The sequence below is a fragment of the Ruegeria sp. AN6 genome, assembly GCF_056540425.1.
In genome coordinates, this window is sequence record NZ_JBQFWR010000001.1 from 362,249 (window position 1) to 375,428 (window position 13,180).

The window sequence follows — 13,180 nt, forward strand, 5'->3', positions numbered from 1 at the left end:
GGACCCTCAGCGGTTCGCCAGCATTTGCCGTGCAACGATGACGCGCATAATCTCGTTGGTGCCTTCAAGTATCTGGTGCACGCGCAGATCGCGCACAAGCTTTTCGATGCCATAGTCGGCCAGATAACCGTAGCCGCCATGCAATTGCAGGCACTGGTCAACCACCTTCGATCCGGTTTCGGTGACGAATTTCTTGGCCATGGCGCAGAATTTGGTGGCATCAGGCGCGCCCTGATCCAGTTTCCACGCTGCTTGCCGCAGGAAGGTGCGGGCGGCCTGCAATTCGATCTCCATATCGGCGAGGCGGAACTGCAGCGCTTGGAACTGATCGATGGATTGGCCGAATGCTTTGCGCTCGGACATGTATTGCAGCGTCAAATCCAATCCATTCTGCGCTGCACCTAATGAGCAGGAAGCAATGTTCAGGCGTCCGCCGTCCAGCCCCATCATGGCGTATTTGAATCCGTCGCCTTCTGCACCGACCAAGTTTCTTGCGGGGATCTTACAGTCATCAAACTGGACCTGCGCGGTGGGCTGGCTTTTCCAGCCCATTTTCTGCTCCAGAGCGCCAAAGCTAAGGCCGGGTGTCCCGTCTTCGACATAGACCGTCGAAATTCCCTTGGGACCATCCTCACCCGTGCGGACCATGCAGACATAGGCATCCGAATAACCGCCGCCCGAGATGAAAGCCTTAGAGCCGTTCAGGGTGTATCCCTCGTTCGTGCGTTCAGCCCGGGTTTTCAAAGCGGCTGCGTCTGAGCCGGAACCGGGTTCCGTCAGGCAATAGCTGAGCACCGTCTCAAGGCTGAGAATGTCAGGCATGATGCGCGATTTCAGATCATCACTGGCAAAGCTGTCCAGCATTTTGGCGCACATGTTGTGGATTGACAGGAAAGCCGCGACCGAGGGGCAGGCCATCGACAGGGCTTCGAACACCAGCGTCGCATCAAGGCGGCTCAGGCCTGATCCGCCAACTTCTTCCGAGACGTAGAGGGCGCCAAATCCAAGTTCGCCGATCTTGGGCCAAAGATTTTTCGGTATCGTGCCGTCAGCTTCCCATTGGCGCGCGAATGGGGCGATATGTTCCTGGCCAAAGGCATAGGCCATATCAAAAATGGCCGTCTGTTCTTCGGTCAACGCGAAATCCATGGCGGTGGTCCCTGTATACTGCAGAATTGAACAAGCGTTTTATTCTTCAATCCTTACAGAAATTTTTCAGCGGCAGCAAACGTTGCGGACGGGTTTGGGAGAATTACTTGCCTGCGCTATACTGAGGAAATTCAAAAGATCGATTTTATGGAGTATTCTGATGCCGTCTCACAAAATGGCCGTGATCGCCATTCACGGAATGGGAAGCCAATACAGACCCCAAGGGCAACCTGCATCAACAACCCCAACATTTTCGAAAGGATTGAAGCGGCGCGTCGCGAACCGGATCGGAGCCGATATGAGCCATGTGATCTGGCATGAGGTTGTTTGGGCTCAAATCCTGCAGGGGCGGCAGAAAGATTATCTGCGCAAGATCAACCGTAGTTTGGGCTATGACAAGCTGCGCGAGTTTGTTGTGTGTAACTTGTCCGATGCTGCCTCGTATCGCCCGACGCCGGATGACGGTGACAAAATCTATGATGCGATCCACAAGAAAATCGAGAATGTGATGGGTGTGGTCAAACATCAGGTAGGCCATGACGGCCCCGTCCTGATACTGGCCCATTCACTGGGTGGGCACATAATGTCCAACTATATCTACGATATGCAGAGGCATCTGCGGCAGGGTGGATCACCGGTTCATCCGACACATGTAGAAAACATGAAAACAGTCGCGGGGATCGTGACCTTCGGATGCAATATTCCGATCTTCTTGTTCGCGTATCCCGAGAATGAGATATTCCCGATAATGGCTCCTAATCGCGAGCTTCCACCCGCGCTCCGGTTTACGACATGGTGGCACAACTACTATGATCGTCACGATGTTCTTGGGTTTCCGTTGGGCAAAAGTGCGCCGAGCTATGCGCAGCTGGCACAAAGCAGAGCCTTGAAAGACAAGCCAATCAATGCAGGCAAAATATTTACGTCTTGGAACCCGTTTTCGCACAACGGATATTGGACAGACCGGGACCTGTACGAGCCGGTGGCTGAACGGATTAAGGATGTACTGGCCGCAGTCTGAAACTACAAATCAGCGTGAAACTCTTCGATCAGATGGCTAACCACGGCTTTCCCCGGATCATCTCCGCGCGCGACAGCCTCGGCATGGACGCGACGTTGGCGGGTTGAAGAAGTGCCTGTCTCGGCAATGTGCCTTAGACGTGCAATCTCGGTCATCGTGCCGAGCGCTTCCGTATCTTCAGCCAGCATACCCATGAGTTCACCCATCAGTTCGGCCATGGGCTTGATCGAGCGATCCCCGAAATCAATCAGCCCTTCGCCAACGCCATAGCGTTGCGCACGCCAGCGATTTTCGCCGATCAGGAACTTGTCATATTGCCGCCAACGTAGATTGCGCGCTTTCAGACGGCATAACATCCGGGTCAAGGCTTGCGCCAAAGCCGCCAAAGACAATGTGTGTTCCAGCCGGGGCTGGACATCCATGATCCGGGTTTCGAGCGTTGGAAAGCGATGCGAAGGGCGCAGGTCCCACCAGATTTTTGAGGTATCTTCGATTACCCCGAGTTCGACCAAAACTCCGGTTGTACGTTCATATTCGCCCCAACTACCGAATACCGGAGGTAAACCGGTTCTGGGCAAATTATCGAATACGGTCAACCGATAGGAGGATAGGCCCGTATCCTCGCCGTTCCAGTAAGGTGACGAAGTAGACAAAGCCAGGAGATGCGGCAGAAAGTAAGACAGCTGTGGCATCAGATCAGCGCGCAGGGCCCGGTTTTCGATCCCCACATGCACGTGCATCCCGCAGATCAGCATTCGGCGTGCAACGCCGCCAAGAGCGTGCTGCAATGCGTCATAGCGCTCTCTTCTTGTATGATGCTGATCTTTCCAGTTTGCGAATGGATGGCAGGAAACCGCGATTGGTGCCATATTGTATTCAGCCGCGCGCTTTGAGACACAGGACCGCAACCGCTTTAGGTCTTCTCGGGCGGATTTGATGTTGGCGTGCGGGCGGGTTCCGACCTCGATCTGGCATTGCAGAAATTCGGGGCTGACCTGACCTTCGAAATCACTTTGACAAGCTTCGATCAACGCGGTCGGGGCATGCGCAAGCTGCATGCTGTCGCGATCAACCAGCAGATACTCTTCCTCGATGCCTAACGTGAATTCCTGCTGCATGGCGGTCCTCGTCGTTCAATTCCAATCAGTGAATACGGAATTTTCTCTTTTGCCAAGGGTTTGGCTCAAGGGTTCTTGCAGAGGTGCCGCGAGCAAAGGTAAGGAAAGGCGCAACGTAGATTGGAGCCATCCTCGTGAAACCCAGAAAATTTCCACAGATCAACGCTGCTCTGGACGAGTTAGGAGTGAAGCTGATCGACAAGGTCACGGAACAGGATGAACGGGCGCGGCTTGAAGCCTTTGAGCGGGCAGGGGGGCTGACCCGCCCTGCATATGCCCTGTCACCGGGGATGGAAGAGTTCGATATCACACAGTTGGTGGACGCGTACACGCGACACGCCGACGATCTTGCGGCGCTAAAAGATCCTGCGCGCAATCAGACAGGTTATGTAACCAACAACGGGTATTATGATAGCCCGGACGCGGATGCGCTTTATCTTATGATCCGCCGCTTTCAGCCAAAACGCGTGATCGAAGTCGGCTGCGGAAACTCGACCCGCGTGACACGCCAAGCGATAATCGATGGGGCCCTTGATACGACCATCACCGCAATTGATCCGTATCCGCGCGCCGATATCGCTCATGTCGTTGATCGGTTCGAGCAAAAGCGACTGGAAGAGGTCGATCCCGCAATATTCGAACAGCTTGAAGCCGGAGACGTTCTTTTCATCGATTCAAGCCACGTGGTTCGGATAAGCAATGACGTGGCTCATTTATTCTGCCGGATCATTCCTGCGCTGAAACCGGGCGTTGTCATCCACGTCCACGATGTTTTTCTGCCTTACGAATATCCTAAGCGGTTCTTCTATGATTGTCCGGGTTGGGGCGAGCAATACATGCTGCACGCCTTGCTGCAATCTGGCTTCTATTCAATGCTTTGGCCCGGATATTATTTGCAACAGGAACGCCCCGACGCGGTGGAGGCATTGCCGTTTCTGAAAGACGGTCGCGCGCAGAGCATATGGGTGCAGCTCAAAGAAAAATGATCAACATGTGATCCGGTTTGCTAAAAGGCCCGTAATCCTCTGCATAACAAGCTGGAGAGGAGTTAACAGCCATGTTCCGTCGCACATTCATGGGCGCTGCCGCCGCATTTGCACTTGCACTACCCGTCAAAGCACAGGCCGCAGATATCGTCGATACGGCAGTCGCCGCCGGGTCGTTCAACACTCTGGTCGCTGCCGTTCAGGCCGCTGGCTTGGTTGATACGTTGAAAAGCGATGGGCCCTTCACTGTTTTTGCACCTACGGATGAGGCTTTTGCCGCTCTGCCCGAAGGCACGGTTGAAACTCTTCTTCTACCAGAAAACAAGGACCAGCTGGTAGCGATCCTGACCTATCATGTTGTGCCAGCCAAAGTGATGTCTGGTGACATCGCTGGGAAACGAGCAAAGGTTCTGACCGTACAAGGCGATCGTCTAAGCGTGAACGCAAAGAATGGTGTGAAAGTTAACGGCGCCGAAGTTGTGCAGGCTGATATCGAAGCCAGTAACGGCGTCATTCACGTTGTAGATGAAGTGATTATCCCCGAATAAACCTACCACTTCCACAATCGTAAAAAGCCCCATTCCTGAAGGACGGGGCTTTTTTGAATTCCTGATAGAAATTTGCCGTTTAAACCAAACGTACCTGAGTGCCGACCTTCACCAGAGGATACAGCTCTTCCACATGTTGGTTATAAAGACCGATACAGCCGGACGAGCTTTGGCGTCCGATCTTGCGGGTATCGTGGGTGCCATGAACCAAATAGGCAGGCCAGCCAAGATACATAGCGCGGGTCCCCAACGGGTTCCCGGGTTCGCCACCCTCCATGCGAACCGGCAACGACGGATCGCGTTCGCGCATTGATGCAGTTGGAGTCCAGCTTGGGTTTTCCGACTTGCGCGTGACTTTGGTATATCCGCGCTTGGTGAGCTCTTCGCTCATCGGGACAGAGCTGGGATAGAGTTTGTAGGTCCCATCGGGTCCCCAGTAATGCACAGCCCGGCTGGTGATATCGGCCAGCAACGCACCGACGCCCAATTCGTCAAAGTGATCCTGCCAATTCTGCTGCGAGAATGACGACACATTGCGACGGACGGGTAATTGTGTGCTGATCGCTTCTTCATCCTGCGGGAAAGCATCGATGCTTTGGGCGCGTAGGATGGCTGGTGTCGCAATCAGAGATGCGGCGGCCAACAGGGCATGGCGACGGGTCAAACGATTTTGTGACAAGGTTGCCTCCGGAAAGATACGAACTGCTCGATTAGTTGAATCGCCGATAAAATATTGGTGATTGCCTGATTTTTCCAGAGGTGGGTCTCTGAATTTCTTGTGAAGTGTCTGAACCAGCGAGAACAGGCCCAAAACGAAAGAAGCCCGGCCTGCGTTAGGCCGGGCTTCCCGATTAATGAACTAACAGATCAGTCCATGGCTTTGAAGTTGAACTCGCCGCCTTCTTTGATACCCGACGGCCAGCGCGATGTGACAGTCTTGGTGCGCGAGTAAAACTTGAAGCTGTCCGGGCCGTGCTGGTTCAGGTCACCGAACATGGACTTCTTCCATCCTCCGAAGGTGTGATAGGCCAGCGGAACCGGGATCGGGACGTTGATGCCAACCATGCCGATATTGATCCGGCTGGCAAAATCACGCGCGGTATCACCGTCACGGGTGAAGATCGCTGTGCCGTTGCCGTATTCATGATCCATCGCCAGCTTCAGCGCTTCTTCATAAGAACCCGCGCGGACGGTCGACAGGACCGGGCCAAAGATCTCTTGCTTATAGATGTCCATGTCGGGCGTGACGTTGTCGAACAGGTGCGGGCCGACAAAGAAACCGTCCTCATAACCCTGCAGGCTGAAGTCACGGTTGTCGACAACCAGCTTCGCGCCTTGCTCAACACCCGAGTTGATCAGACCAAGAATTCGCTCTTTCGCGGCAGCAGTAACAACCGGACCCATGTCAACATCGTCGCCGGCTGTGTAGGGGCCGACTTTCAGCTTTTCGACACGCGGGATCAGTTTTTCGATCAGCGCGTCTGCGGTTTCTTCGCCAACCGGTACAGCGACCGAGATTGCCATGCAGCGTTCGCCAGCTGCGCCGAAGCCAGCACCGACCAGCGCGTCAGCGGCCTGATCCAGATCGGCGTCAGGCATAACGATCATGTGGTTCTTGGCGCCACCGAAGCATTGCGCGCGTTTGCCGTTGGCGGTTGCACGAGCATAGATGTACTGCGCGATCGGGGTCGAACCCACGAACGACACGCCCTGAATGATTTCACTGTCGAGCAGGGTGTCAACGGCCTCTTTGTCGCCGTTTACAACCTGGAACACGCCTTTGGGCAGACCAGCTTCGACAAACAGTTCAGCCAGCATCAATGGAACAGATGGGTCACGCTCGGACGGTTTCAGAACAACTGCGTTGCCGCAGGCCAGAGCAGGGCCGACATGCCACAGCGGCATCATGGCCGGGAAGTTGAACGGCATGATCGAGGCGACCACACCCAGCGGCTGACGCATCGAATACATATCGATGCCCGGGCCCGCGCTGTCGGTGAATTCACCTTTCAGCATCTGGGGCGCACCGATGCAATATTCGATCACTTCCAGACCACGCTGCAAGTCACCCTTCGCATCGGGAATGGTCTTGCCATGTTCACGGCTGAGCGCCTCGGCCAGTTTGTCCATGTCGCGGTTCATCAAGCCAACCATCGCCATCATGACGCGCGCGCGTTTCTGCGGGTTGGTTGCGCCCCAAGCGACCTGAGCAGCTGCGGCGTCTTCGATCGCTGCGGTGGTCTCGGCAACACTTGCCATCGGGCATTGGTACTGCACTTCGCCCGTTGCGGGGTTGAACACATCATCAAAGCGACCAGATGTGCCGGCGACATGTTCACCGTTGATGAAATGGGTCAGGTTCTGCATGGCAAATTCCTCCGGATTAGGTTGCGCGCAGAATAGACTTGCGAAAATCACCTGAACAGAGGCAATATTTCAAATCAGTTTTGCAAAAATGCAAGGGGAGAGGCATGACACCGAATTGGGATGATTTGCGGGTTTTCCTGGCAGTTGCTCGCGACGAAAGCCTTTCTGGGGCTGGGCGGGTTCTTAAGATAGACCCGGCGACTGTCGGTCGCAGAATCGCGCGATTGGAAGCGGCTTTGGACGCTGTGTTGTTCACGAAATCGCAGCAGGGCTATGTTTTGACGACTGCGGGGCAGCGTCTCATGGAGCATGGTCTACAGGCAGAAGAGGCTATGCGCGCTGCGACAGGTGTCATGTCGGGTTCCGCCAATTCGCTGAGTGGTCAGATCAGAATTGGTGCGCCGGATGGAAGTGCCAATTACCTTTTGCCGCAGGTCTGCGCCAAGATCAGCGATGCGAATCCTGACCTCGATATTCAGATTTTGGCGTTGCCGCGCATCATCAACCTATCCCGGCGAGAGGCCGATATGGCGGTCACTGTCAGTGCGCCCACTGCCGGGCAATTGCTGGTTCAAAAGATATCCGATTATCGGCTGCACATGGTCGCCACGAAAGATTACCTGAATCGCCACGCTGAAATTAGAACCATTGAGGATCTGAAAGGGCACAGGATGATCGGCTATATCCCGGACATGATCTTCGATCGGGAACTTGACTACCTCAACGATATAGGTGTTGAGCGTGTCGCGCTTGCATCAAACTCGGTCTCAGTTCAGTTGCGGCAGGTGTCGCTGGGCACCGGGGTTTGTGTTGCGCATGATTTTACATTGCCGTTCCACCGGGGATTGCAAAAAATACTGACGGATCAGGTAAGTCTGACCCGGGGGTTCTATTTGGTCCGCCATCAGGGTGACCAGCGCAATGAGCGGTTGAATCGGTTTGCCGAAGCACTAACACGTGGCCTGCGGGACGAAGTAGCGCGGCTGGAAGCCGAAGCTTCACCTTGACACCTTCAGACATTCCGGCAACGCTTAGAAAACAGTACGTTATTCCGGAGGTTTTTGCAGATGCTCGTTCAGGCCATTCTCAAGTCCAAAGCTGGCAGCGGCGTAGTGACAGTCGAACCATCGGCGTCGGTCTCGCAGGCCGCTGCAATTCTGGCGGAGAATCGGATCGGTACTGTGATCGTCTCCGAAGATGGCGGGCAGACGGCTTCGGGCATCCTGTCCGAACGTGATATCGTGCGCGAGCTGGCAGCCAGTGGTAGCGGGTGCCTGGACAAGCCGGTCAGTACCTACATGACCAAGAAGCTTGTAACAGCCAGCCAGCAGGACTCGGTCGAATCCATCCTATCACAAATGACGGAAGGTCGATTTCGCCATATGCCTGTTCTGGAAGAGGGCAAACTGGTTGGAATCGTAACGCTGGGCGATGCGGTCAAGGCGCAACTGGCTGAACTTGCTATGGAAAAAGACGCGCTTGAAGGCATGATCATGGGCCACTGAACGCGGGGGCTGTTTCAGCCTCTTGCACCTGCGGCAAAGTTATGTTTGCTTGCGCAGAAATTTTGTTGCGCTGGAGAGCCCTATGCGGGTTGGATTATATCCCGGTACCTTTGACCCAATCACATTGGGCCATATCGACATCATTCGCCGTGCCGCTGCATTGGTGGATAAGCTTGTGATTGGCGTCGCTATCAACCGCGACAAGGGCCCTCTGTTTTCTTTGGAAGAACGAGTCGCGATGATCGAAGCCGAGTGTGCGCATCTCACCGAGCAGACCGGCACGGAAATCGTGGCGCATCCATTTGAAAACCTGCTGATCGATTGTGCACGAGATGTCGGGGCGCAAATCATTGTGCGCGGTCTGCGCGCGGTCGCGGATTTCGAGTATGAATTCCAGATGGTTGGCATGAACCGCGCGCTGGACGACTCGATTGAAACGGTCTTCCTAATGGCCGAGGCTCGGCATCAGGCGATTGCCTCGAAACTGGTCAAAGAAATCGCCAGGTTGAATGGGGACGTGTCGAAATTCGTCACGCCCCGCGTCAATGAAGCTCTGCGTGAGCGTTTAGGCTAGGGCACCCATCGCGGCGGCCGTGTCCAGCATCCGGTTCGAGAAGCCCCACTCATTGTCGTACCAAGCGAGTACGCGCACCAGCGTGCCGTCGGTTACTTTGGTTTCAGCCAGCGAAACAGTTGAGCTGTGTGAGTCGTGGTTGAAATCGATCGATACCAGCGGGCGATTCTCGGCTGCCAAAACGCCGGGGACTTTCGCGGCGGCTTCTACGAAGAGGGCATTGACCTCCTCTTCGGTTGTTGGGCGTGATACTTCGGCGACCAGGTCAACAACTGAGACATTGGGCGTAGGCACGCGAATGGCTTGCCCGGTCAACTTTCCGGCCAGTTGTGGCAAAACCAGACCCACTGCAGACGCCGCGCCGGTTGTCGTGGGAATCATCGACAGTGCTGCTGCGCGCGACAGGTAGGGGTCTTTCCCAGCTGTGTCATGAACCGGTTGGCTCGCCGTGTAGGCATGAACGGTTGTCATATTGCCGTGCTTGATGCCAAGCCCTGCGTCCAGTGCTGCGGCCACGGGCGACAGGCAGTTGGTTGTGCACGAGGCGTTCGAGACAACGATATCGTCAGCGGTCAGCTCATGATCGTTTACGCCAAAGACGACGGTCTTCACACCGCCATCGCCGCGGGCAGGGGCGGAGATCAGTATTTTCTTTGATCCGTTTTTCAGATGCCGCTCGGCTGCTTCGCGGGTACGAAAGACGCCGGTACATTCCAGAACCACATCCACATCAGACCAGTCCAGTGCTTCGGGGTCTCGCTCGCTGGTCAACCGGATCGGTCCGGCACCAACATCCAGACCGGCGTCAGTCAGTGTGACAGGTCTGGGATAGCGGCCATGCACACTGTCGAACTCGAACAAATGTGCGTTCATTTCGGGTTTTGCCAGATCGTTGATTGCGATGATTTCAACATCAGTACGTCCGGACTCCATGACGGCTCGCAGAACGCCACGCCCGATCCGTCCAAATCCGTTGATTGCCAGCTTGAGTGTCATAATGCGCTCCGTCAGAATTCGGTCGATTGATGGTTAGCGCTAACAAAGCTAGATTGGCGCGAAAGTCAAGCAAAACCTCTGTCATCGCCAGAAGGCGAGCCAATCCAGGAAATCGTAGAGTTTCTTACCAAGGAACAGCAGGTGTTCGGTGCCGAACAGTGCAACGTCCAGCATCAGCCCACCCAGGATCAGGACTCCAAGCCAGATGGCGATTTGATTTGTCATTGCTGCGCCCTGAACGAAAATGCCCGCTCAGATAACCTGAGCGGGCAACAAGGTACAAGCGATGTGCGAAGGGTCAGTTAAGGCGGCCCATCGCAACGGCGACATCCGCCATTCGCACCGAGAAGCCCCATTCGTTGTCATACCATGCCAGTACACGCACCATACGGTTGTCAACGACGCGGGTCTGGTCTGGAGCGAAGATCGAGCTTTCCTCGGTGTGGTTGAAATCGGTCGAGACCAGAGGCGCAGGCTCATAGCCCAGGACCCGCTGCATCGGGCCCTTGGCGGCTTCTTCAACGATCGCGTTAACCTCTTCTACGGTCACGTCGCGCGATGCGCGGAACGACAGGTCGACGGCCGAGACATTTGGGGTAGGTACACGGATCGCGGAACCGTCCAAGCGGCCCTTGAGGTTAGGCAGGACTTCACCTAGCGCTGCCGCAGCACCGGTTGTGGTCGGGATCATCGACATCGCCGCTGCGCGCGCGCGATACAGGTCGCTGTGACGACGGTCCAGAGTGGGCTGGTCGCCGGTATAAGCGTGGATCGTGGTCATGATGCCATGCTCGATACCGATGCCTTCATCCAGAACTTTGGCAAGCGGGGCAAGGCAGTTGGTCGTGCAGGAGCCGTTGGACACCATATTGTCGTTTGCAGTCAGGGTGTTGTGGTTTACGCCAAACACAATTGTCTTATTGACATTCTTACCCGGCGCCGAAAGCAGCACCTTACCAGCGCCGCGATCTAGGTGCGTCTTTGCCTTTAGCCCGTCATTGAACTTGCCAGTACATTCCAGGACGACATCGCAGCCTTCCCAGTCAAGCTCGGTCATGTCATAGGTCGAGAACATTTCCATCGGGCCACGGCCCAGATCCATGGTGTTGCCTTCGACAGACACTTCGCGCGGGAAACGGCCGTGAATGCTGTCATATTTCAGCAGATGTGCCGATGTTTCCAGCGGGCCAGTGGCGTTGACCTTGATCACTTCGATGTCGTTACGCGCCGATGCGGCGATGTGCGACAGCGTACAGCGGCCGATGCGGCCAAAACCATTGATACCGACCTTGATGGTCATCCGACGTCTCCAAACTGCGCTTGTGTTGCTGGCCATATAGCCGTGAAAACCGAATCTCAAAAGGGCAAAAATGGCATATTTTTAAGGTGTTAGCGCAAACCTGCGCCGGTTGCGCTAACGCTTGCGCTAAGGGTTGGATCAGGTAGTGTCGGCAACAGCGGATAAACAAGAGGATGCGCGATGAGTGGTCTGTTGGCCCTGTTGGATGATGTGGCAGGCATTGCAAAGGTTGCAGCGTCATCAGTGGACGATGTCGTAGCGGCGGCTGGCAAGGCCGGGGCCAAGACTGCCGGTGTAATAATCGACGACGCGGCGGTAACTCCTAAATACGTGCAGGGGTTCGCGCCGGCACGAGAATTGCCCATCATCTGGCGCATCGCTCGCGGATCCGTTTTCAACAAGATTGTCTTGCTGTTGCCCGTGGCACTGCTGTTGGCGAACTTTGCGCCATGGCTGATTACGCCTTTGCTGATGATAGGTGGCTCGTATCTTTGCTTTGAGGGTGCCGAGAAGATTTTTCATGTCTTGTTCCCGCATGGCAGTCACGTCATCGAAGAAGACATGAAAAATCGCGACCCAGGGCATTTGGAAGAGCAGAAAGTCAAGGGGGCAATCAAGACCGATTTCATTCTGTCCGCCGAGATCATGACCATTGCATTGGCGGCTATCGAAGCGCCCAACATCTGGATGCAGGCTGCGACGCTTGCGGTGGTTGGGTTGGGTGTGACTCTGGCAGTTTACGGTTCGGTTGCGCTGATCGTGAAGATGGATGATGTCGGGTTGTATCTGGCTAAGAACGCACCGACGCCCGTAGGCCGAGGTCTTGGTCGGGGCTTGGTCAAAGCCATGCCCGGCGTGATGAAGACACTTTCAATCGTTGGAACTGCCGCGATGCTCTGGGTCGGAGGATCGATTATCATCCACGGGATGGAGGTTCTGGGCTTTGGCTGGCTGGGCCATCATATTCATGACTGGGCTTATGCGGTAGGACATGCAGTGCCTGCCCAATGGGAAAAAGCCGCCGAATGGATCGCAAAAGCGACAATGGATGGGGTGTTCGGTTTGGCTTGGGGATTTGTGTTAATACCGTTGGCGACGAAGGTCATTGCGCCGATGATCGGGAGGTTTTCAAATAAGCCTGGAGTTCACTGAATCTAAGGCGTGAGGTGATGGATCTTAGTCATTTACCAGCCTTTCGACCGGTTCAAGTCCGCACCCGGTTTAAGTTGAGGGGGCTCGCTGCCAAACGTAAAGCAGCGGCATTGGCTGCCATGAACCTTGGTGCGGAACAAATGCCGTTTGAACCGAACGCACTGTATCGGGTTCTGCATTTTCGGATCGATACGGCGGACAAAGCTGCCGAACGTGCCAAGTGGGCAGGCGGGCGAATGTTCAACCTGCTTACGGGTCAATCTGCGCACTTCATTCCGCTTTATGGAACGCATGTGCGGCAAATTTTGTCTTGGGCAGGGCAAAACGTACCCGGAGGGATCGTGCCAGCGGAGCGGTACGAACTGCGATTGGACTTTGCGAAATTAGCATATGAGGCGTTAAGGGCGAAATTAAGCCAGCCAAAATAGGAAAGGGCGGCCGAGAAAGCCGCCCTTTGTATTTCT

Annotated in this window: 15 protein-coding genes; 8 read left to right on the forward strand and 7 right to left on the reverse strand. The window is 55.2% G+C overall.

Annotated elements, in window-relative coordinates; translation table 11 throughout:
- Positions 1 to 6: 6 nt before the first annotated feature.
- Positions 7 to 1,149: an acyl-CoA dehydrogenase family protein gene (locus ACR0MQ_RS01770; protein ID WP_170770694.1), complete on the reverse strand. Its 1,143-nt coding sequence runs from the start codon at positions 1,147 to 1,149 to the stop codon at positions 7 to 9.
- 160 nt (positions 1,150 to 1,309) lie between these two features.
- On the opposite strand from ACR0MQ_RS01770, the gene ACR0MQ_RS01775 reads away from it, so the two are divergent.
- Positions 1,310 to 2,170: a hypothetical protein gene (locus tag ACR0MQ_RS01775; protein ID WP_480605492.1), complete on the forward strand. Its 861-nt coding sequence runs from the start codon at positions 1,310 to 1,312 to the stop codon at positions 2,168 to 2,170.
- 2 nt (positions 2,171 to 2,172) lie between these two features.
- Here ACR0MQ_RS01775 and ACR0MQ_RS01780 read toward each other — a convergent pair whose 3' ends face one another.
- Positions 2,173 to 3,288, reverse strand: coding sequence for a carboxylate-amine ligase (locus ACR0MQ_RS01780; RefSeq protein ID WP_170770696.1), 1,116 nt, complete (start codon positions 3,286 to 3,288; stop codon positions 2,173 to 2,175).
- A 134-nt stretch (positions 3,289 to 3,422) separates the two neighbouring features.
- Between ACR0MQ_RS01780 and ACR0MQ_RS01785 the strand changes: the two genes are divergently transcribed.
- Positions 3,423 to 4,274 (forward strand): class I SAM-dependent methyltransferase, encoded by an 852-nt coding sequence (locus ACR0MQ_RS01785; RefSeq protein WP_170770698.1) that lies wholly within the window; start codon positions 3,423 to 3,425, stop codon positions 4,272 to 4,274.
- 71 nt (positions 4,275 to 4,345) lie between these two features.
- Positions 4,346 to 4,822: a fasciclin domain-containing protein gene (locus tag ACR0MQ_RS01790; protein WP_170469899.1), complete on the forward strand. Its 477-nt coding sequence runs from the start codon at positions 4,346 to 4,348 to the stop codon at positions 4,820 to 4,822.
- Positions 4,823 to 4,901: 79 nt separating this feature from the next.
- Here the strand turns inward: ACR0MQ_RS01790 and ACR0MQ_RS01795 are convergent, their stop codons facing one another.
- Together ACR0MQ_RS01795 and ACR0MQ_RS01800 are read right to left on the reverse strand one after the other, a co-directional pair.
- Positions 4,902 to 5,501, reverse strand: coding sequence for a L,D-transpeptidase (locus ACR0MQ_RS01795; RefSeq protein WP_170539434.1), 600 nt, complete (start codon positions 5,499 to 5,501; stop codon positions 4,902 to 4,904).
- A gap of 188 nt (positions 5,502 to 5,689) precedes the next feature.
- On the reverse strand, positions 5,690 to 7,189 hold the full coding sequence (locus tag ACR0MQ_RS01800; RefSeq protein ID WP_039535334.1) for a CoA-acylating methylmalonate-semialdehyde dehydrogenase: 1,500 nt from the start codon (positions 7,187 to 7,189) through the stop codon (positions 5,690 to 5,692).
- Between the two features lie 104 nt (positions 7,190 to 7,293).
- Here ACR0MQ_RS01800 and ACR0MQ_RS01805 point away from each other — a divergent pair, with 104 nt between their 5' ends.
- The 3 genes from ACR0MQ_RS01805 (at position 7,294) to coaD (ending at position 9,268) form a co-directional block, all read left to right on the forward strand.
- Positions 7,294 to 8,196, forward strand: coding sequence for a LysR family transcriptional regulator (locus tag ACR0MQ_RS01805; RefSeq protein ID WP_480605496.1), 903 nt, complete (start codon positions 7,294 to 7,296; stop codon positions 8,194 to 8,196).
- 60 nt (positions 8,197 to 8,256) lie between these two features.
- Positions 8,257 to 8,694 (forward strand): CBS domain-containing protein, encoded by a 438-nt coding sequence (locus ACR0MQ_RS01810; protein WP_010439840.1) that lies wholly within the window; start codon positions 8,257 to 8,259, stop codon positions 8,692 to 8,694.
- Between the two features lie 82 nt (positions 8,695 to 8,776).
- Positions 8,777 to 9,268: a pantetheine-phosphate adenylyltransferase gene (coaD, locus tag ACR0MQ_RS01815; RefSeq protein WP_170778753.1), complete on the forward strand. Its 492-nt coding sequence runs from the start codon at positions 8,777 to 8,779 to the stop codon at positions 9,266 to 9,268.
- Here the strand turns inward: coaD and gap (ACR0MQ_RS01820) are convergent.
- From gap (ACR0MQ_RS01820) to gap (ACR0MQ_RS01830), 3 genes are all read right to left on the reverse strand, one after another.
- Positions 9,260 to 10,264 (reverse strand): type I glyceraldehyde-3-phosphate dehydrogenase, encoded by a 1,005-nt coding sequence (gene gap, locus ACR0MQ_RS01820; protein WP_480605499.1) that lies wholly within the window; start codon positions 10,262 to 10,264, stop codon positions 9,260 to 9,262. The genes coaD and gap (ACR0MQ_RS01820) overlap by 9 nt on opposite strands.
- Positions 10,265 to 10,345: 81 nt before the next feature.
- On the reverse strand, positions 10,346 to 10,489 hold the full coding sequence (locus ACR0MQ_RS01825) for a hypothetical protein (protein ID WP_008757368.1): 144 nt from the start codon (positions 10,487 to 10,489) through the stop codon (positions 10,346 to 10,348).
- A 73-nt stretch (positions 10,490 to 10,562) separates the two neighbouring features.
- Positions 10,563 to 11,564: a type I glyceraldehyde-3-phosphate dehydrogenase gene (gene gap / locus ACR0MQ_RS01830; RefSeq protein WP_170770706.1), complete on the reverse strand. Its 1,002-nt coding sequence runs from the start codon at positions 11,562 to 11,564 to the stop codon at positions 10,563 to 10,565.
- A gap of 180 nt (positions 11,565 to 11,744) precedes the next feature.
- On the opposite strand from gap (ACR0MQ_RS01830), the gene ACR0MQ_RS01835 reads away from it, so the two are divergent.
- Positions 11,745 to 12,716, forward strand: coding sequence for a DUF808 domain-containing protein (locus ACR0MQ_RS01835; protein ID WP_170770707.1), 972 nt, complete (start codon positions 11,745 to 11,747; stop codon positions 12,714 to 12,716).
- Positions 12,717 to 12,733: 17 nt separating this feature from the next.
- Positions 12,734 to 13,144, forward strand: coding sequence for a hypothetical protein (locus ACR0MQ_RS01840; protein WP_170770709.1), 411 nt, complete (start codon positions 12,734 to 12,736; stop codon positions 13,142 to 13,144).
- Positions 13,145 to 13,180 lie beyond the last annotated feature (36 nt).